Raw genomic sequence first — 19,674 nt, 5'->3', positions numbered from 1 at the left:
GATTTACTCCTTCGTGGTTTCGGTGTGGTGTGCAGCGGATGCGGACGGACCGTCATCGCGTTGATAGTCGCCAGCGGAAAGCTTGCGGCGCAGGATCTTGCCGACCGGCGACTTCGGGATGTCGTCGACGAACACGTAGTCGCGCGGCCGCTTGAAATTGACGAGGTCCGACTCGCGGCACCATGCGTCGAGCGCGGCTGAATCGACATAATCGCGGCGCTTGATGAACGCGACGACGCGCTGGCCCCAGCGCTCGTCCTTCACGCCGGCGACGGCCACTTCATCGACCGACGGATGCAGCGAGAGCACCGATTCGATATCGACCGGCGAGATGTTCTCGCCGCCGCTGATGATCATGTCGTCCACGCGGCCGGACACATACAGGTCGCCGTCTTCGTCGAAGTAGCCGGTGTCGCCGGTGAAGTACCAGCCTTCGCGCAGCGACTTCGCGTCGGCATCGGGTCGGTTCCAGTAGCCTTCGAACGCTTCGTCGCCGAGCAGGTCCGCGATGATCTGCCCTTCCTCGTTCATGGCCGCGAGATCGTCGGGCGACCTCGCGTCGAGCTTTACGACGCGCAGTCGCGTGTTGATGCCCGCGCGTCCCGCGCTACCCGGCTTTTTCGTCGCGTCCTGGTCGATACTGAAGGTGTAGACCTCGGACGAGCCGTAGTGATTGACGAACTGTTGCGGCTCGAACGCGGACGAGAGGCGTTTGAGCAGGCCATCGTTCATCGGCGCGCCCGCGAAGCCGAGCTTCGTCACCGATGAGGTATCGATGTTCGCGAAGGCGGAATCGCTGAGCAGGTCGTGGTAGAGCGTCGGCACGAGATAGAGGCACGTGAGCCCGTGTTTCGCGATGGAGTCGAGCGCGAGCCGCGCGTTCCAGCGCCGCACACAGACGAAGAGACCATCGACGAGCGCCATCGAGAGCAGCGAGCGCACGCCCATCGTGTGATAGAGCGGCATCACGCCGAGCGTGCGTTCGCCGTGCCGGTACAGGTTCTGCGCGACGTGCGCGAGCGCGCCCGCGCGTTCGTGGCGGTGACGGCGCGGCACGCCCTTCGCCTTGCCGGTCGTGCCCGAGGTGTAGAGGATCAGCGAGAGATCGTCGGCGTTCGCGTGGGTCGTTTCGCCTGCATGCGTGCGTTCGACAAGCAGCGCGTCGAAGGACGTCGTGCGGCCCTGGGCATCGTCGAGTCCGATGCGCGGCACGTTCTGCGCCGCGCTGCTTTGCACGACGGCATCCGCGCACACCGGCTCGTAGACGATCGCCTTCACGCCCGCGTCGGTCACGCAATAGTCGAGTTCGTCGGGCTTGGCGCGCCAGTTGAGCGGCACGATCACGATGCCCGCCATCTGGCAGGCCCAGTGCAGCGTCGCCATTTCCCAGCGGTTCTGCAGCACGACGAGCAGCCGATCGCCACGCGCGAGACCCAGTTCGCGTAAGCCATCGGCGAGATCGAGAATGACGCGATGCCACTGTGCGTAGGTGAACTGCAAGTCGCCGTCGACGAGTGCGAGCGCATGCGGGCTGCGCTCGACGCTTTGCAGGAAGGTGCGGCCGAGATCAAGCATGCTCGACCTCCTCGCCTTGTTCGCTGCCAATGCGACCATTGCGGCGCGCCGCCACGTCGAGCACCGCTTTGACGATCGGCGTATAGCCCGTACATCGGCAGATGTGCCCCGAGAGCATCTCGCGCACCTGTTCCTCGCTCGGGTCGGGCACGCGTTGCAGATAGTCTGCGCACGACATCAGAATGCCCGCCGTGCAGAAACCGCACTGCAGCGCGTGATGCCGCTGAAACGCCTGCTGCAAGTCGCCGAGCGTCTGGTCGGGAGCGAGACCCTCGACTGTATCGACACGCCTTCCGTGCACCTGCACCGCGAGCATCAGACACGAGCGCGCCGCGACGCCGTCGATGTGGACCGTGCACGCGCCACACACGCCATGCTCGCAGCCGACGTGCGTGCCGGTCGCCCCGAGTTCGTGCCGGATGAAGTCCGATAGCAGTTCGCGCGGTTCGCAATGACCGCTTCGTTCGCGGCCGTTGAGCGTTAGCGTAATGTGCTGCGCTTCGCCTTGCCGCATGATGTTCATCGATGTCTTGCTCACTTCGCCTCCTCGATCACGCGCCATCCGAGTTGCCGGACCAGATGCCGGCGGTATTTCGCGCTGATGTGGGCGTCGTCCTGCGCGCCCAACTGCCAGCTCAAATCGTTCAGTGCACCGCGCAGGTCGTCGCCTGAGAGGCGCGGCCAGCGTTCGACCATCGGCCGGTCCGCGACGCCGCCCACCGCGATGCGGATCGCGTCGTCCGTCACGATCGCCGCGCACGCGACCATCGCGAAGTCGCCGTGACGCGCGGAGAATTCGGTGAACGCGTAGCGCTCGCCCGGCTTCCTTAGCGGGAAGCTCACGGACTCGACGAGTTCATCCGGCTCGCGCGCGGTCATCAACATGCCCTGGAAAAAGTCCTGCGCAGCGAGCACGCGCTTTTTCTTCTTCGAGCGCAATGTGACATCGCCGCCGAGCGCCGCGAGCACGAGCGGCAGTTCCGCGCTCGGGTCCGCATGCGCGATCGAACCGCACACCGTCCCGCGATTGCGGATCTGGAAATGCGAGATGTGCGGGAACGCCAGCGCGAGCATCGGCACTTCGTCGCGCAGGGTCTTGCGCCATTCGACGCTGCCTTGCGTCGCCGCCGCGCTCACGACCAGTTGGCCCGCTTTGTCGTCGACGTGGACCGCGTTCAACTCTTCGGTTCGCGAGATGTCGACGAGCACGCGCGGTTGCGCGAGCCGCATGTTGAGCACCGCCATCAGCGACTGGCCGCCCGCGAGCACGCGCGCGTCCTCGCCGAATTCGGCGAGTGCGCCGAGCGCATCGTGCGTCGTCATGGCGCGCAAATAATCGAACGGCGCCGGTTTCATGAATGTCTCCTGAAGCGTGCGAAGAGGCGTGTGATCCACGATCCTCCCGCCTGCACGGACTTGCCGGCGGCCTGTCGCCCGAGCGATTCGAAGAGTTGCTTCAGCACGACCTTTGCCGCGCCTTCGAGCATGCGTCCGCCGACCGCCGCGACCTTGCCCGACACCTGCGCTTCGTAGTCGTATGAAAGCCGCGTGCCGTGGTCTGTCGGCGTGAGTTCGACGAGCCCGTTGCCGCGCGCACTGCCGAGCGGCGAGATACCCGCGCCCGCAAGGCGCAGCCGATGCGGCGCGTCGATCTCCGACAAGCCGATCCGAGCCTCGAAGCGCGCCTTGATCATGCCGACGCCGACCGTCACATCCGCGCGATACTGGTTCGGCGCAGTCTCTTCGAGCGCATGGCAGCCGGGGATGACCTTCGCGAGCGCTTGCGGGTTCAGCAAGACGGCGAAAACCGCTTCGGGCGTCGCGGGCAAATCGACTGTTCCTTGCGCCGTCAGCGCCTTGCCGCCCGGCGTCGCGGGCTTCTTCGAGGGTGCGTCGCGCAGTTCGGGCCGCGACGGCTCCGGATCGTCGATGCCGATCAGCGCCATCACTTTCGCGGGCGTCAGCGGCAGGCGAATATCGTCGACGCCAAGCGCATCCGCGACAGCATTTGCGATGCACGGCGGCGTGCTCATGTTGTTACCCTCGCCGAGACCCTTCGCGCCGAGCGGCGTGAACGGCGACGGCGTCTCCAGATGCACGATGAGCGGATCGGGCACTTCGCAGGTCGTCGGCATCAGGTAGTCGGCGAGCGTGCCGGACTGGAAGCTGCCGTCCGCGCCATAGCGGAACTCTTCCATCAACGCCGCGCCGAGTCCTTGCGCGAACGCACCGCGAATCTGGCCGTCGGCGAGTGCGGGGTTCAGCAGCGTGCCGGCATCGTGCGCGGTCACGTAGCGGTCGATGCGCACGCGACCCGTCGCGCGATCCACTTCGACGCCGCACATATCGAAAGCGAATCCATAGGCCGCCGACGTGTTGATGCGATCGTTCTCGTCGGGCGCTTCCATGTTCGGCGGCGTCCAGAATACGGTCTCGCGCAAGCCCGGTTCCTCGCCTTCGGGCAGGAGCGCGGGCGCCCAATGCGGTGCGTTGCTCGCAACACGCGGAAACAGCAGTGCGCGATCCTCGGCGCCCTTCGGATAAATGCGCGCGGCATCGAAGCAGACATCTTGCGGTGCGCAGCCGAACTGCTTCGCGACGATGCGCGAGAGTTTGTCGCGCACCCGCATTGCGGCGAGATGCACGGTGCCCGCCACGGCGCCCGCAAAGCGGCTCGAATAATTGCCCGACGCGACGGACCACGCGTCCTTGTGCGTGTCGAACTCGACGTTCACGACGATGTCTTTCGGATCGAGCCCGAGCACATCCGCCACGACTTGCGCGCAGACCGTCATGTGTCCCTGCCCCGCCGGCGTCGACGCCACCGTCACGACCACGCCGCCGAGCAGATCGACGCTCACCGTCGCGCTTGCGATCGCGCCGTTCTTGGGCCCGGCTTTCCTGCGCGCGTCGGCGGGCATCACGGTCGTGATGTAGCCCATGTTCGACACGGAAGGCTCGACGATCGCCGCGAAGCCGATGCCGTACAACCGCCCTTCGTTGCGCGCCGCCTCGCGCCGCGCGACGAGTTCGTCATAGCCGCCGTCCGCGAGCGAGCGGCGCAACGCTTCCTGATAGTTGCCCGAGTCGAGCAACGCGCCCGCTGCCGCGCGATACGGAAACGCATCGGCGGGAACGAAGTTGCGGCGATACACGTCCAGCACGTCGAGCTTCAATTCGATCGCGATGCGCTGCATCAGCCGTTCGAGCGCGAAGTAGACTTGCGGGCCGCCGAAGCCGCGCACGAGCCCGGTCGGCGTCTTGTTGGTCAGCACGACGCGGTTGCGCACGACGAGGTGGTCGATGGCATACGCGCCCGTCAGGCAGCCGTGCATTCGGTAGAAGGTCGCGGGTTCCGGCGCGCGCACGTAGCCGCCGACATCTTCGAGCTGATCGTAGGAAAGCGCGGTGATGCGTCCGTCGTTTTCGACGGCGGCTTCGATCGTCGAGAAGCGCGCGGTGGCCGACGTTGCAGCGCTCAGGTGCTCCAGCCGGTCCTCGACCCACTTCACCGGCGCGCCCGCCTTGCGCGACGCGAGGCACATCAGCACGACATACGGAAACACCGCCTGCTTCACGCCGAAGCTGCCGCCCGAATCGCGCGGCGCCTTGTGACGCAGACGATTCGCCGGCACGTTGAGCGCCATCGCCATCACGGCGTGCAGCGAGAACGGTCCCATGAAATTCGAGGTGACGTCGTAGCCCTCGTCGCCCGACAGATACTCCGCGATCACCACGCCGCATTCGATCGGCGCACACGTATTGCGCGGATAGTGGGCGACGAACTTCACGCGATGCGGCGCCGCTTCGAACGCGGCTTCGGGATCGCCATAGCGGAAATGCCGGTCGCTGATCACGTTCGTGCCGACGCGTTCATGCAAGACAGGCGCATCGTCGTTCATCGATTGCTCGATCGACGTGACCGGATCAAGCATCGCGTAGTCGACCTTGATGAGATCGAGCGCATCTTCGGCGAGCGCGCGCGATTCCGCCATCACCACCGCCACAGGCTCGCCGACATAACGCACGCGATCCATCGCGAGCGACCATTGTTCCATCGGCGACTTCACGCCAACGACAAACGGCCGCGACCACGGGCGCAAGTCGTCACGCGTGAGGACGGCGCGCACGCCGGGCAGCTTCGACGCGGCTTGCGCATCGATCGAGACCAGCTCCGCGTGCGCGTGGGGCGAGCGCAGGACGGCGGCGTGCAGCGTGCCGGGCTTCACCGCGATGTCGTCGCCGTAGCGTCCGCGGCCGGTCAGGATCGCGGGATCTTCGAGGCGCTGCATCGAGCGGCCGACGTGGCGCTTCGCAAGCGGCTCCTGCTCCGCGCCTGCGTCGATGTTTGCGAAAGCGGGCTCACGCTGGTTCATGACGCGGCTCCTTCGTCTCGGCTCGCGAACTCGTCCGCGAGGCCGCTCCAGCGCCGCGCGATCTCGCCATGTTCGATGCCGAACAGATCCAGAATGCGGCCGACGGTGTGATCGACCACGTCGTCGATCGTCTTCGGATGCGCGTAGAACGCGGGCACCGGCGGCATCACGATCGCGCCCATCTCGGTCGCGAGCATCATGTTGCGCAGATGCGCGAGGTTGAGCGGCGTTTCTCGCGCCACTAGCACGAGGCGGCGGCGCTCCTTGAGCATCACATCGGCGGTGCGCGTGAGCAGGTTGTCGGCGAAGCCGTTCGCGACGCCCGCAAGCGTTTTCATCGAGCATGGAGCAATCACCATGCCGTCCGTCAGGAACGAGCCGCTCGCCACCGCCGCGCCGATGTCGCGCACGTTATGCACGACGTCTGCGAGCGCAACGAGGTCGCCGCGTCCGAGTCCGAGCTCCTGCGCGGCTGTCACGGCGCCCGAAGCCGACACGATCAGGTGCGTCTCGTGCGTGCCGAGCCGGCGCAATGCAGCGAGCAGGCGCACGCCGATCGCCGCGCCGCTCGCGCCCGAGATGCCGACGACGATGCGCGACTTGTTGCGCTCAGCCATGATCGCGGCTCAGGTAGGCGTCGAATGCGGCGTTGTCCGCGGCGACGAGTGCGGCGAGATCGACCGTGTCCTGGCCCGGAATGCGAACGCGCGTAAAAACATGCTCCGGGTAGACCACGGGCCGCGTCGCGTCAAGACCCATCTTGGCGCTCACACCTTGCAGATGCGGCGGCGCGGCCGCCGGTTGGTCGACAGTCGTGGACGGATCGAGCGGCGAACCCTGCGCCCCCTCGATCACGACGAGATCGCGATCCGCCTGGAAGCGCGTTGCGATTGCCCACTCGATTTCGGCGGGATCGTGCACGTCCACATCGGTATCGACGACGACGACCTGCTTGATGTCGTAATGCGCGCCGAACGCGCACAGGATCACATTCTTCGCTTCGCCTTCGCGCTTCTTGTCGAACTGCACCCAGAGGTGATAGCGGCACACACCGCCCACCGACAGATGCACGTCCGTGACGCCCGGATGGCTGCGTTGCAGATGCGCGAGCAGCGTCGCTTCACGCGGAATCGCGCCGAGTAGCAAGTGCTCCATCTCGGCGGGGACGATCGTATGAAAGACCGGATCGCGGCGATGCGTGAGCGCCGTCACTTCGATCACCTCGCGCGCTTCCTTTGCGCTGTAGTACTTCGGGAATTCGCCGAACGGACCTTCCGGCTCGCGCACGTTCGGCAGGATGCGCCCTTCGACGACGATCTCCGCGAACGCCGGCACATGCACATTGCTCGTTACGCACTTCACGACCGGCAGTGGCGCGCCATGCAGCGCGCCCGCGATTTCCAGCTCGTCGTGATCGATCGGCGTGATCGCCTGGGAGGCGAGCATCGTCAGCGGATCGACGCCGATGGCGACCGCAACGTCGAGCGCATCGCCCGCTTCCTCGGCGGCTTTCTGGAACGCGTACAGGTGGCGCGGCAGCAGCAGGATCGCCATGCGGTCGGGGCCGTGCACCTGGATGCGGTTGATCGACACGTTCTGCACGCCGGTGCGCGGATTGCGCGCGATGACAAGACCCGCTGTGATGTACGGGCCGTTGTCATGTTCGCTGTGCGTGGGAATGGGCAGCAGTGCGTGCAGGTCGACGCCATTCGTATGAACGATCTGCTGACAGGGTGCGTCCGCCCGATCGACTACCCTGGATGCGAGCGGCTGCGCGGCCGCCGCCGAAAAGCGCGCGAGCAGGCCCGATTCCTCGACGCCCATCGCTTCCGCAATCCAGCCGCGCTTCGACATAAAGCCGGAGACGACCGGAACGTCCTTGCCGCCGGGTTGCGTGAAGAAAGCGGCCTGCGTGCCGTCGAGCCGTTTGGCGATCGCGGCGAGTTCGTGCTCGAGCGCAACCGGCCGGTCGATGGTCGCCAAGCGGCTGGTCTTCGCGAGATGCGCGAGCCAGTCGCGCAGCGTGAGCGTTGCCGTCTCTGAACGATTCGAAGCCCACGGAAGAGGCCGGGTCGGAAAGGTGCCGTGCGTCGCGGCATCGCGAGTGTTCATCTGCGTCTCCATCAAGTCCCTTGCGTTTTCCGGCTAAAGCACCGCTGCAAGGGCTGAAATGAAGCGTAGCGAGATCGCGTTATAAGTTCTAATACTGTTTTTTGATGTTTCGAATCATTAATGTTGATATCAGTGTTAGCCCCGATGACACCGGTCTTTCAGAACTATATCAATAGAGCCCTGACGCTGTAACGCACGCGAGTGCTTGGAGGGAAGTGGCCTGTAAGATGCCCTGCGGCCGTAATCTGATAATGTAGCCAGCCGCCATAAGACTCGCTGATAGCCTATTGAAACGAAAATGGACCTCAAGCAAATCCAGTACTTCATCGCGCTCTTCGAGGACGGATCCGTCACGCGTGCGGCCAAACGACTGAACATCGTGCAGCCTGCGCTCAGCATGCAGATCGCGAAGCTGGAGGAAGAGCTGCATCAGCAATTGTTTGAGCGCGGCGCGCACGGTATGGCGCCGACCGCCGCCGGACGCCTGATGTATCGCCTCTTCCTTCCGATCATGCGCGACCTCGCGCACGCGCGGCAGCAGCTTCAGCAGCGCGACGAAGTCGTAACGGGGCACGTGAGCATCGGGCTCATCGCATCAGTGACGGAGAGTGTGCTTGCCGATTCGCTTTCGCGCTTTCATGCGCGCTATCCGCATGTCGAAGTGACGGTGGCGGACGGTTTCAGCGCGACCTTCATTGACTGGGTCGCAGGCGGGCAACTCGATGCGGCCCTCATCAACAAGCCGCGCTCGCGCCTGTCTCTCGATTCGCAGACGCTGCTCGATGAAGAAATGGTGCTGGCGACGAGCGTCGAGCACGGCCCTGACCTACCGCACACGATCGAGCTCGCGCAGTTGCCCGAACTCGAACTCGTCTTGCCGACCAAGCGCCACGGCTTGCGCGGCGTGCTCGATACCGCTGCGCAGCACGAAGACGTGCTGCTGGCGCCGCGCTTTGAAATCGACGTGCTCAGCACGATCGTGAAGCTCGTCGAGAGCACCCGCTTTGCCACGATTTTGCCGCGCATCGCCGTCGGTCGGGCCGTTCAGCGTGGGACACTGCGAGCCCATCCGATTCTCGCGCCGCGCATCGTGCGGCATATCGTGCGCGTGAGTCATCCGCGCAGGCCACTGTCCGCTGCGGCCGAGGCGCTGATCGAAATCATCGCTGACGAACTGCACCGCGTGTCGAACGCATCCGGCATGAATGCCGCTCTTGTCCCAAAGGAAACCGTATGAACGCATCACACTGGATAGCCGGCGCATGGGTCGGCATGCCGTCCGTCGACAGCATCGACCCCGCTACCGGCGAAAGCATCGGCCAGTTCGCCGACGGCGGCGCACCGGAGGCCGATGCGGCCATCGCCGCAGCACGGCAGGTGTTCGACCGCACGACGTGGGCGCAGGACGCGCGCCTGCGTCAAGACGTGCTACTCGCATGGGCCGGCGCACTCGATGCGCAACGCGAGCCGCTTGCGACGCTCCTCACGCGCGAAAACGGCAAGACGATCGCGCAATCGCGTGGCGAGATCGCAGGCGCGATTTCCGAAGTGCGCTATTACGCGGGACTCGCTCGGCACGTCGCGGGGCACGTGCTGGAACCCGAACCGGGAACGATCTCGACGATGCTGCGCGAAGCCGCTGGCGTCGCCGCCATCTTCGTGCCCTGGAATGCGCCCGCGGTGTTGCTCGTGCGCTCGCTCGCGCCGGCGCTCGCCGCTGGCTGCACCGCAATCGTCAAAGCGGCCGCGCAGACCCCCCTGGTCATCGCGGCCATGCTGCGCTGCTTCGAGCAGACCACGCTGCCGAAGGGCGCGGTGAACCTCGTCAACGAGGTCGGTTATGCGGCGGGCGAACGGCTGGTCGAGTCGCATGACGTAGACGTGGTGAGTTTCACCGGATCGACCGCGACGGGCAAGAAAATCATGGCCGCTGCCGCCGAAAGCATGAAGAAGCTCTCGCTGGAACTCGGCGGCAAGTCGTGCTGTGTCGTCTTCGAGGATGCGGACGTCGCCGCGATCGCGCCGCGTATCGCACGCGCCGCGACGATCATCTCGGGTCAGCAATGCACTGCTGCGCGCCGCGTGCTCGTGCATGCCCGGCGAGCAGCCGAGATGCGCGAGCATCTGACGCGTGCGCTCGCAGCGCTGAAAGTGGGCGAAGGCATCAACGAGGCAATGGACATCGGTCCGCTAATCGACGCGGCCACGCGCGACGCGGTCGATCAAACCATTGCCCGTGCCTGCAACGAAGCCGATCGCGTACTGCTGCGCGGCAAGCGCTCGGGGCATGCGTTCCTGTCGCCGACGCTCGTCGAACACAGCGACCCGAAAGGATTCTTCTGCCAGGAGGAAATCTTCGGACCGTTCGTCACGCTGGAGACATTCGACACTGAAGCGCAAGCAATCGAGAAAGCCAACGACACCGTATTCGGGCTGTCCGCGAGCGTGTGGACGCACGATGGCGCGCGCGCCTATCGGATCGCGCGCGCGTTGCGCAACGGCACGGTGTGGATCAACGATCACAACAAGCTCTTTGCCGAAGCGGAAACGGGCGGATACCGGCAAAGCGGTCTCGGCCGCCTGCACGGCTACGACGCGCTCGCCGACTTCACGGAAATCAAGCACATCTGCATGCCGGCTGGCGTTGCCGATGGTGTAACACCGCTACGTTGAGTACGTTGGCGGGGGCGACTCCGCCTGTTTTCCGACAGGCCGTCGGCCTGTTCATGGCTCACTGCCGGGACTCAGAAGAAGACGACAGACGATCGGCATTGGGATAGCCCACGTTCGCGGGGCGCAGTCACCTTCCGCGACGGGGCACCACGACGACAAGCGCTCTGGATAGGGCAAGTCGGCGAGCCCGATCGCGCGGCGCTCAATCCATTCCCGTATGACGGAACATGTCGGCGCGGGGACGAGAACTCCGGCGAGACACGTCAGGCTCGGGATTGGCGACAGCCAGAGCTCTCGAAGACATAATCTTTTCCATCGATAGCTCCGCAGGCAAGATCGCTTGGCCGGCCAGCGGTCACCAAAGATGCATGCGCTCGTGAGGGTCAGTCAAGCTCGCTCATGAGTTCCGGCACCGCGCTGAACAGATCGCCCACGAGGCCGTAATCGGCGATACCGAAGATCGGCGCTTCAGCGTCCTTGTTGATCGCGACGATGACTTTCGAGTCCTTCATCCCGGCCAAATGTTGAATGGCACCCGAGATGCCGATTGCCACATACAACTGCGGCGCGACGATCTTGCCGGTTTGACCGACTTGATAATCGTTCGGGACAAAGCCTGCGTCGACTGCGGCACGAGATGCGCCGAGTGCCGCGCCGAGCTTGTCAGCCAGCGGTTCGAGCACTTTCGAGTAGTTCTCGCCGTTGCCGAGACCACGGCCGCCCGACACGATGATCGACGCGGACGTCAGTTCCGGGCGGTCCAGCTTCGTCAGTTCACGGCTCACGAACTGCGAAATGCCTGCGTCGGCTGCCGCTTCGATCTTCTCGACCGCTGCGCTGCCGCCTTCGGCTGCGATCGGATCGAAGCCCGTCGAACGCACCGTGATGACCTTGATTGGATCGCTCGATTGCACCGTCGCGATGGCGTTGCCCGCGTAGATCGGACGCTCGAAGGTGTCGGCGCTGTCGACCGCGGTGATGTCGCTGATTTGCGCGACGTCCAGATGCGCCGCGATACGCGGCGCGATGTTCTTGCCGTATGCGGTAGCGGGCGCGAGGATGTGCGAATAATCCTTCGCGATGTTCAGCACCGTACCGTCGATGTTCTCAGCCAGCCCGTCGGCGAGTTGCGGCGCGTCGGCCAGCAGCACTTTCGATACACCTGCGATCTTCGCGGCGGCATCGGCCGCGGCTTGCGCGTTCGAACCTGCCACGAGCACGTGAATGTCGCCACCGATCTTCGAAGCCGCCGCAACCGTGTTCAGCGTCGCTGCCTTGATCGATGCGTTGTCGTGTTCTGCGATTACCAGAATCGTCATGTTCTTTCCTTTAGAGCACTTTGGCTTCGGTCTTGAGCTTCTCGACCAGCGTCTTCACGTCCGGCACCATCACGCCGGCGGAGCGCTTGGGAGGCTCGGCGACTTTCAGCGTCTTCAGACGCGGCGCGACATCGACGCCCAGATCCGCCGGCTTCAGCGTTTCCAAAGGCTTCTTCTTCGCCTTCATGATGTTGGGCAGCGTGACATAGCGCGGCTCGTTCAGGCGCAAGTCGGTGGTGATGACGGCGGGCAACGTGAGCGAAAGCGTTTCCGAACCGCCATCGACTTCACGCGACACGGTCGCTTTGCCATCGGCTACAACGACCTTCGATGCAAACGTCGCCTGCGGCAATCCCGTCAACGCAGCCAGCATCTGCCCGGTCTGATTCGAGTCGTCGTCGATGGCTTGCTTGCCGAGAATCACCAACTGAGGCTGTTCCTTGTCGACCAGCGCCTTGAGAATCTTCGCGACCGCCAGCGGCTGCAATTCATCAGCCGATTCGACGAGAACTGCGCGATCCGCGCCGATCGCCATCGCCGTGCGCAGCGTCTCCTGACATTGCGTCACGCCGCACGACACGGCTACGACTTCAGTCGCAATGCCCGCTTCGCGCAGACGCACAGCTTCTTCCACCGCGATCTCATCGAACGGATTCATCGACATCTTCACGTTCGCGATATCGACGCCGCTTCCGTCCGACTTCACGCGAACCTTGACGTTGTAGTCGACCACCCGCTTAACAGCCACCAGCACCTTCATACCGTCTCCGTCGATCGTTGATTAGCGAAACCCGCCGCTTGCGGCGAGCGAATGATCTGCGCCGCACGTTCCGCAAGCATCAGTACCGTCGCATTCGTATTGGTCGATGTGATCGTAGGCATCACCGATGCATCCACGATCCGCAGCCCCGTCATCCTGCGCACGCGCAGCTCGGAATCGACGACGCTCATTGGATCTTCGCCCATGCGGCAAGTGCCGACCGCGTGATACACCGTTGAACCGTTCTCGCGCACGTATTGCAGCAGCGCTTCGTCGCTCTCGACCGCGCGACCCGGCACCGTCTCGTCGACGATGAAACGAGCGATTTCAGGCTGCGAGAAAATCTTCCGGCCGATCCTGAGCCCTTCCACCATTGTGTTGCGATCGAGCTCACTGGTGAGATACGAAGGCGCGATGGTGGGCGATGCCGCCACGTCCTTGCTGCGAATATGCACGTGTCCGCGGCTCTCGGGCCGCATCTGCCACACGCCGCACGAAATACCTGGCTCGTTCTCCAGCACGCCGATGCGTCCCGCCGCGAAGCTGCCTGGCGCGATCACGAACTGCACATCGGGGCGGTTGGCATGGAGCGTCCGCGCAAAGCCGCCGACGATCGCCGCGCTATAGGTCAGGACGCCCGTGCCCGAGACGACGTAGCGCATCATTTCGCGTGCAAGCGCGAGACCATGCGAGCGTTCGTTAGCGGTCCCTGCACCGCGCACGCGAAAGCCCAGGCGCACGACATAATGATCCTGCAGATTCGCGCCGACACCCGGGAGCGCGACGCACGTCTTAATGCCCGCGTTATCGAGCACGTCCCTGTCACCGATGCCGCTGATCTCCAGCAGCTTGGGCGTGCCGATCACGCCGGCGCACGAAATCACTTCCCGTTGCGCGCGGATGGTCGCAAGCTCGCCGCCCGCTGTCGTCGCGCAGACGCCGGTCACATGCGTATCGTTCATCTCCAGCTTCGTGACTTGCAAACCGGTCAGCACGATCAGGTTCGACCGCGCCATCGCGGGCCGCAGATAGCCGCGCGCGGCGCTCGACCGCCGCCGTCCGTCGCGCGTCTGCTGGTAGTACCAGATCGACGGGCCGTGCGTCGTCGAGTTGGGGTCGTCGAGGAATTCGAGTCCTGCCTGCTGTGCCGCCGCGACCACCGCGCCGCAGATCTCCGGCGGGTTCTTCACCCGGCTCACCTGGATTGGACCGTTGGTGCCGCGCTGTGGGCCGCTGCCTTCGGTCCACGTCTCCGAGCGGCTGTAGTACGGCAGGCAGTCCGCGAAGTTCCAGCCGCGCGCGCCCGCCGCTTCCCAACTGTCGATGTCTTCCGCGAACGGCCGCACGTACAGCAGGCCGTTGATTGCGCTGGACCCGCCGAGCCCGCGACCGCGCGGGAACAGGATCTCGCGGTTGCTCGTCTGCGCGTTCGCCTCGGTTCGATAGCGCCAGGTCACGGTCGGATGGTCGAGCAGGCGTACAAAGCCTGCCGGCACGTGAATATAAGGATGACGGTCACGCTCGCCCGCCTCGATCAGGATGACCTTGACGCCCGGGTCTTCCGAAAGCCGGTTCGCCAGCACGCAGCCCGCCGTCCCGGCGCCGACAATCACATAGTCAGCTGCGTACGTCTTCATGATCTCGCCTCGGCTTCGGCGAGTTGCACGGAAGCTTTGCCTTCGAGCGCGGCGATTTCGCTCACGCTAAAGCCAAATTCCGCCAGTACTTCGGCCGTGTGCTCGCCGAGCACGGGCGGCGGACGCCGGTACGCGACCGGGCTTCCATGGAAATTCACCGGGCTCGCGATGTTCGTGACCTTCCCCGCTTTCGGATGGTCGATCTCGACGACCGCCGCATTGTGTTTGATCTGGGGGTCCTGCGTAAGCGCCGTGTGATAGTCCTGCACTTTCGCGCACGGCACGTCGGCGGCGCTCAAATGCGCAACCCAGTAGTCGGCGGTGTGCATGAGGAACTGCTGCTCCAGGATCGTATCGAGCGCCTTGCGGTTCGCCGTGCGCGCGGTGTTGCCGATGAAGCGCTCGTCGCTCAGCAGGTCTTCGCGCTCGAGCGCCCGGCACAGGTTTTGCCAGAACTTCTCGGTGAAGCACGCCGCAAAGAAGTAGCGGCCGTCGGAGCCCTGATAGTTGCGATACGGCACCATCGTAGGATGGCCGCTTCCCAGGCGCTCAGGCGCCTTGCCGCTTCTGAGTGTTTCTCCGTCGCGCGGGATCGTGCTGAAGAGCGCGGCCGACAAGAGCGACGTATCGATCTGCTGCCCGACGCCATGCCGCTCGCGATGCAGCAGCGCCGCCGAAATCCCGAACGCGAGCAACGCGGCCGCGCCGAAGTCGGGCAGCGGCGCGCCAAGCCGCACGGGGTTGCCGCCCGCCTCCCCTGTCATGTCCATGAGGCCGGCCACCGCCTGCACGATCGGATCGTTCGCGGGCCACGCGGCGTACGGCCCGCTCTGGCCGAACGCCGACACGCTCGCAAAGACGATCTTCGGATTGCGCGCCCTCACCGCCTCATAGCCGATGCCGAGCCGGTCGACCGTTCCAGGCCTGAAGTTCTCGACGACCACATCCGCCTGCTCAGCCATGCGCAGGAACGCATCCCGCCCTTGCTGCGATTTCAGGTCGAGCCGCATGCTGCGCTTGTTGCGGTTTTGCGAGAGGAACTGCACGCTTTCGCCTTCGACGAACTGGTTGCCGAGGTTGCGTGACAAGTCTCCCGCGCGGGGTTCTTCCACCTTGATCACATCGGCGCCGAGATCGGCAAGCAGCACCGTACCGACTGGGCCAGCGGTCATCACCGTCAGGTCGAGGATGCGATAGCCCGAGAGTGGGCCGGATTGCGTCTTATCCATGATTGGCTGCCTGCGAAAGCGGTTGTTCAGGAAAGTCGGCGTGCGCGTAGTGCAGCGCGTCGAAGTTCAGGCGGAACGGATCGTCGGCGCCTCGCGTGATGGTCAGCGCGTGGCCGAAGTTCGCGTCGTCACGCGCGGCGTAGTCGGTGCGATAGTGGCTGCTGCGCGATTCGCGCCGCGCGATACATGCCTGCAGGATCACCTCAGCCGTGCTCGACATGTTGTCGATGGTGAGCGCGTCGATGACGCTCTGCGGCGGGGCCGCGCCGCCGGCTTCGAAGCGCCCGCGGGCCTCGCGCACGACTTGCAGCGCTTGCTTGAGTCCGGATTCCGTCTTCTCGACGAGGCAATGCGTCTGCATCGCGTTGCGTACATCGGCGGCAATGCGTTGTGCATCGAAACCTGGGTTGGGCTTCAGCGCCAGAGAAAGACGTTCGGCGGCGCGCTCGGCATCGGCCACTCCCGAAGACGATTCCTCACGCGCAAAAGCCGCGGCGCCCACGCCCGCGCGATGACCGAACACCTGGCCCTCGGCAAGCGAATTGCCGCCCGGCCGATCCGGTCCGCGCACGCCGCCCGCCAGTTCGCCGATCACGAAGAGTCCGTCGATCGTGGACATTGCGTGGGTGTCGGTCATGCGCACGCCGCCGTTCAGGCATTGGAACGCAATGCCGACATCGAGCAGATCGCGCTGCGGATCGAGCCCCTTGGCGTGCATCCAGCGCACCGTGTTCGGGATGGTCGAAGCGAGCCTGGCCGGCTCGATATGCGCGAACGAAAAGTGCACGGCGCCGCGACCGGTGCCGCGTCCCGCCGCAATTTCCGAGGCGATCGCAATGTCGATGTAGCGCGACTCGTTGGAGATCGTGAACGGGAACACCTTCTCGTTCATCACCGCTTCCTGGGTGACGCCCGCAGGCAAATAGTCCGTCAGAAATTCGCGGCCCTCGCGATTGAGCATCTTCGGATGCAGGATGAAGCACGACTTGCTGAAGAGTTGCACGTACGGATGCACCATCGCCGGGCCGAACTGATGGAACTCCATGTTCACGAGTTCCGCGCCGTGGCGAAAGCAAATGGCTTGCCCGTCGCCGGTCAACTCGGCTGTCGATACCTGCTGCGAGAAGAGGCCATGCACGCCGCCCGTGCCGAGCACGACCGCTCCGGCCGTCACGACCAGAAGCCGCCGCGTCTCCAGATCCATGCCGACGACGCCGGCGACGCGTCCCCGCCCATCGCGCAACAAGTCGACGAGTGCCACCGAATGACGCACCTCGACGCCGAGCTTCTTCGCCTCGTCGGCGAGCGCGGTCACGAACGCCTTGCCGGTCTTGCCTCTCACGCCGAGCGCTCGCGCGTAACTGCCGAAGTCGCTCTGAATCAGCTTGTAGCCCTCACCGATGCGATCGAACGGCACGCCGAGCCTGATCAGATCGGCCATGCGCGCAGGCGCGTCTTCGGCCAGCACGCACCAGATCACGATCGATGAAGCCGCCTGCCGGGCGCATCGTGTCTTCGTAGTGGACGGTCGGGCTGTCCTCCTGGCTGCCGTAGCCCGACGCGCCCATGCTCATGATCTCGCTCGCGCCGTGCACGGTGCTGCCGCCCTGCCCGACCGGCGCCTTAGCCAGCACGAGCACCTTCGAGCCCGCCTGCGCCGCTGAAACCGCCGCCTGCGATGCCGCCCCGCCGCCGCCCACCACGACGACATCGGCCTTTGCCTGATCGACTTCGAAGCCGAGTCTTTCCAACGATTGAACCAGATTCACCGTCGATCTCCGTTATGACTTCAGCGCGCGCGCGACGATGTTGCGCTGGATTTGATTAGTGCCGCCGAAGATCTGAAACATCTTGGCTTCGCGGAAGTGGCGCTGCATCGCGTATTCGGCGGAATAGCCGTTCGCGCCCATGATCTGGATGCCGTCGGTCGCGACCTGCACGTAGGTGTCAGAGGCGAAATACTTCGCCTGCGACGATTCCACGTCGCAGGCCTCGCCTTCGTCAAGCAGCTTCGCCGCGCGGAACGCCATCATGCGGGCAGCGTCGACGCGCGTCTGCATGTCGGCGAGTAGGTGCGACACCGCCTGGAAATCGATGATCGATTGACCGAACTGCTTGCGGTCGTTCGCGTACCAGCGCGCGAGATCGATCGCCGCCTGCGCGCCGCCGACGCATATCGCCGACAACGCAATGCGTTCCTTCGAAAGCACTGTCGTGAGCTTCTTCCAGCCCACGTGCAGGCCGCCCACGATGTTCTCCTTCGACACGCGCACGCCGTCATATACGACTTCACAGGTGCGAATCGCGTGGCCGCCGAGCAGGTCGATTGGGTTGATCGCCAGGCCCTTCGTTTCGGTCGGCACGAGAAAGAGGCTGATGCCGTCGTGCTTTTTCGCGTTGGGGTCGGTGCGCACGGCGGTCAGGATGTAGTCGGCCTGCACGGCGCCCGAGATCCACATCTTGGTGCCATCGATCACGTAGTGGTCGCCGTCTTCGACACCACGGGTCGTGAGCGATGCCGCGTCCGACCCCGAGCCGTTCTCGCTCAGCGCGAAAGCAAGCCATGCACGACCCTCGGCGAGCTTCGGCAGCACCTCGGACTTGATGTGATCCGGCGCAAAGCGCGCGAGCGCGCCGCCGCACATGTTCACATTCGCGTTCCAGAAGCGCGCGAGCGCGATGGTGTGATAGGCCACGATTTCGAGGTATGCGGCCATGTCGAGGTAGCCGCCGATCCCGCCGTGCTCTTCCGGCAGCGTGATGCCGAACCAGCCCTGCTGTGCGGCGACATCGACGAGTTCTTGCGGGAAGCGCTTCTCTTCGTCGCATTGTCGGATGTATTCGGGCGACGCATGGCGCGTCAGCACGCGATTCACCGAATCGCGGAATTCGAACTGGTCCGCGCTCAGGTAAGGTTTCAGGTCGCGTCGATTGACGAGGTTTGCTGCGTATTCGGGATTCAACTTTGTCTCCTCCGAGCGAATCAGGATGCGGCCCGTTCCAGGGCCTGGTCTTGCTCTGTGTCGAGCGGGATCGAACGGAGCATCTTCGAGCGGGATTTCGCCCCTGCCATCAGGAACGCGAGATCCGAGCCGCTCAGAATGAAGCGCGCGCCCTTTTGGACGTAAGCGCGCATCAGCGCTTCGTCATACACGCCGCCGACGCCCGGCACCTTGCCATTGCGCGCGCACGCGGCGCACACCGCATCGATCGCATCGCCTATGCGCTCGTGGCCCAATTGCCCGGTAATACCGAGATCGGCCGCGAGATCGGTCGTGCCGACGAGCAGCACGTCGATGCCCGGCACCGCCGCGATCGCTTCCACGTTTTGCAGACCCTCGCCCGTTTCGATCATCGCGACGACCAGAATCTCGTCGTTGATCGCACGGACGACATCCGCGATCGGCAGCGCCTCGAAGCCGACCTGCGGCAACATGCCGGGAATCGAGCGACCGCCAGCGGGCGGAAAGCGGCACATGTTCGCCACGTGCGTCGCCTGCTCGGCCGTGCTCACGTGCGGCACGACGATGCCCATCGCGCCGGTGTCGAGCAGGCGTGTCGCGTGGAACGCCTCGTGGCCGGGCACGCGGATGATCGGCGTGATGCCACCGACTAGCGCGCCCGCGCAGATTTGCGCGGCAGTGTCGATGTCCATCGAGTTGTGTTCCATGTCGATGAAGAGCCAGTCGAAGCCGCTCGTCTTCGCGATCTGCGCGATATCGACGGTGCGGGCTTGACGCAGCCCCATGCCGAGGGCGAGTCCGCCCGCTTGCAGTTGCGCTTTCGCGTGATTCTTGATGCTTTGCATGATGTGGGTTCCTAGTACAACATCCCGTAAATAGGTTGAATAAGTAACCGCCTCGATTATCATGACGGGATGAGCCGAGGCCGCCATGCAACGCCAGTGAAGCTGGCGAACAAAGAAAGACAGGAACTGCTAGCGCTGATCGAGCGGAAGACGGCGGCGCAGCGAGATGTGATGCGGGCGCGCAT

15 protein-coding genes and 1 pseudogene are annotated in these 19,674 nt (G+C 64.7%); 2 read left to right on the top strand and 14 right to left on the bottom strand.

Translation table 11 applies throughout. The features are described 5' to 3' along the window. Positions 1-3: 3 nt before the first annotated feature. From AWB67_RS26655 to AWB67_RS26630, 6 genes are read right to left on the bottom strand one after another with little or no spacing between them, the layout of a single operon-like run. Positions 4-1,575, bottom strand: a complete 1,572-nt coding sequence (locus AWB67_RS26655; RefSeq protein ID WP_087659213.1) for an AMP-binding protein — start codon at positions 1,573-1,575, stop codon at positions 4-6. After that, on the bottom strand, positions 1,568-2,113 hold the full coding sequence (locus tag AWB67_RS26650) for a (2Fe-2S)-binding protein (RefSeq protein ID WP_087659212.1): 546 nt from the start codon (positions 2,111-2,113) through the stop codon (positions 1,568-1,570). The genes AWB67_RS26655 and AWB67_RS26650 overlap by 8 nt, the downstream gene beginning before the upstream one ends. Further along, positions 2,110-2,931: an FAD binding domain-containing protein gene (locus tag AWB67_RS26645; RefSeq protein ID WP_087659211.1), complete on the bottom strand. Its 822-nt coding sequence runs from the start codon at positions 2,929-2,931 to the stop codon at positions 2,110-2,112. The genes AWB67_RS26650 and AWB67_RS26645 overlap by 4 nt, the downstream gene beginning before the upstream one ends. Beyond that, positions 2,928-5,951, bottom strand: coding sequence for a xanthine dehydrogenase family protein molybdopterin-binding subunit (locus tag AWB67_RS26640; protein ID WP_087659210.1), 3,024 nt, complete (start codon positions 5,949-5,951; stop codon positions 2,928-2,930). Before AWB67_RS26640 ends, AWB67_RS26645 begins: the two co-directional genes overlap by 4 nt. After that, entirely contained in the window at positions 5,948-6,568 is a 621-nt protein-coding gene (locus AWB67_RS26635) for a UbiX family flavin prenyltransferase (protein ID WP_087659209.1), read from the bottom strand. The genes AWB67_RS26640 and AWB67_RS26635 overlap by 4 nt, the downstream gene beginning before the upstream one ends. Then, positions 6,561-8,063, bottom strand: coding sequence for a UbiD family decarboxylase (locus AWB67_RS26630; protein ID WP_087659230.1), 1,503 nt, complete (start codon positions 8,061-8,063; stop codon positions 6,561-6,563). Before AWB67_RS26630 ends, AWB67_RS26635 begins: the two co-directional genes overlap by 8 nt. Before the next feature lie 298 nt (positions 8,064-8,361). Here AWB67_RS26630 and AWB67_RS26625 point away from each other — a divergent pair, with 298 nt between their 5' ends. Together AWB67_RS26625 and AWB67_RS26620 are read left to right on the top strand one after the other, a co-directional pair. After that, positions 8,362-9,300, top strand: coding sequence for a LysR family transcriptional regulator (locus AWB67_RS26625; protein ID WP_087659208.1), 939 nt, complete (start codon positions 8,362-8,364; stop codon positions 9,298-9,300). Continuing rightward, complete coding sequence (locus tag AWB67_RS26620) at positions 9,297-10,736, top strand: aldehyde dehydrogenase family protein (RefSeq protein ID WP_087659207.1); 1,440 nt, start codon at positions 9,297-9,299, stop codon at positions 10,734-10,736. Before AWB67_RS26625 ends, AWB67_RS26620 begins: the two co-directional genes overlap by 4 nt. A gap of 383 nt (positions 10,737-11,119) precedes the next feature. On the opposite strand, the gene AWB67_RS26615 is transcribed toward AWB67_RS26620, so the two are convergent. The 8 genes and pseudogenes from AWB67_RS26615 to AWB67_RS26585 form a co-directional block, all read right to left on the bottom strand. Next, positions 11,120-12,055: an electron transfer flavoprotein subunit alpha/FixB family protein gene (locus tag AWB67_RS26615; protein WP_087659206.1), complete on the bottom strand. Its 936-nt coding sequence runs from the start codon at positions 12,053-12,055 to the stop codon at positions 11,120-11,122. A 10-nt stretch (positions 12,056-12,065) separates the two neighbouring features. Next, complete coding sequence (locus AWB67_RS26610; RefSeq protein ID WP_087659205.1) at positions 12,066-12,815, bottom strand: electron transfer flavoprotein subunit beta/FixA family protein; 750 nt, start codon at positions 12,813-12,815, stop codon at positions 12,066-12,068. Further along, positions 12,812-14,452: a GMC family oxidoreductase gene (locus tag AWB67_RS26605; RefSeq protein WP_087659204.1), complete on the bottom strand. Its 1,641-nt coding sequence runs from the start codon at positions 14,450-14,452 to the stop codon at positions 12,812-12,814. The genes AWB67_RS26610 and AWB67_RS26605 overlap by 4 nt, the downstream gene beginning before the upstream one ends. Continuing rightward, positions 14,449-15,681 carry a CaiB/BaiF CoA transferase family protein gene (locus AWB67_RS26600; RefSeq protein WP_087659203.1) on the bottom strand — a complete coding sequence of 411 codons (1,233 nt, stop codon included), beginning with the start codon at positions 15,679-15,681 and terminating at the stop codon, positions 14,449-14,451. Before AWB67_RS26600 ends, AWB67_RS26605 begins: the two co-directional genes overlap by 4 nt. Further along, entirely contained in the window at positions 15,674-16,042 is a 369-nt protein-coding gene (locus AWB67_RS42010; protein WP_235025331.1) for a hypothetical protein, read from the bottom strand. Before AWB67_RS42010 ends, AWB67_RS26600 begins: the two co-directional genes overlap by 8 nt. Positions 16,043-16,276: 234 nt before the next feature. Beyond that, positions 16,277-17,381 (bottom strand): annotated as a pseudogene (locus tag AWB67_RS42005) (FAD-binding protein); the annotation flags it as partial. 81 nt (positions 17,382-17,462) lie between these two features. Next, on the bottom strand, positions 17,463-18,644 hold the full coding sequence (locus tag AWB67_RS26590; protein WP_087659202.1) for an acyl-CoA dehydrogenase family protein: 1,182 nt from the start codon (positions 18,642-18,644) through the stop codon (positions 17,463-17,465). Between the two features lie 20 nt (positions 18,645-18,664). Next, complete coding sequence (locus tag AWB67_RS26585) at positions 18,665-19,489, bottom strand: HpcH/HpaI aldolase family protein (RefSeq protein WP_087659201.1); 825 nt, start codon at positions 19,487-19,489, stop codon at positions 18,665-18,667. Between the last annotated feature and the right edge of the window lie 185 nt (positions 19,490-19,674).

Origin of the sequence: Caballeronia terrestris, assembly GCF_001544515.1 — a bacterium.
Classification (GTDB): domain Bacteria; phylum Pseudomonadota; class Gammaproteobacteria; order Burkholderiales; family Burkholderiaceae; genus Caballeronia; species Caballeronia terrestris.
This window is presented reverse-complemented; position numbering and strand designations above follow the sequence as displayed.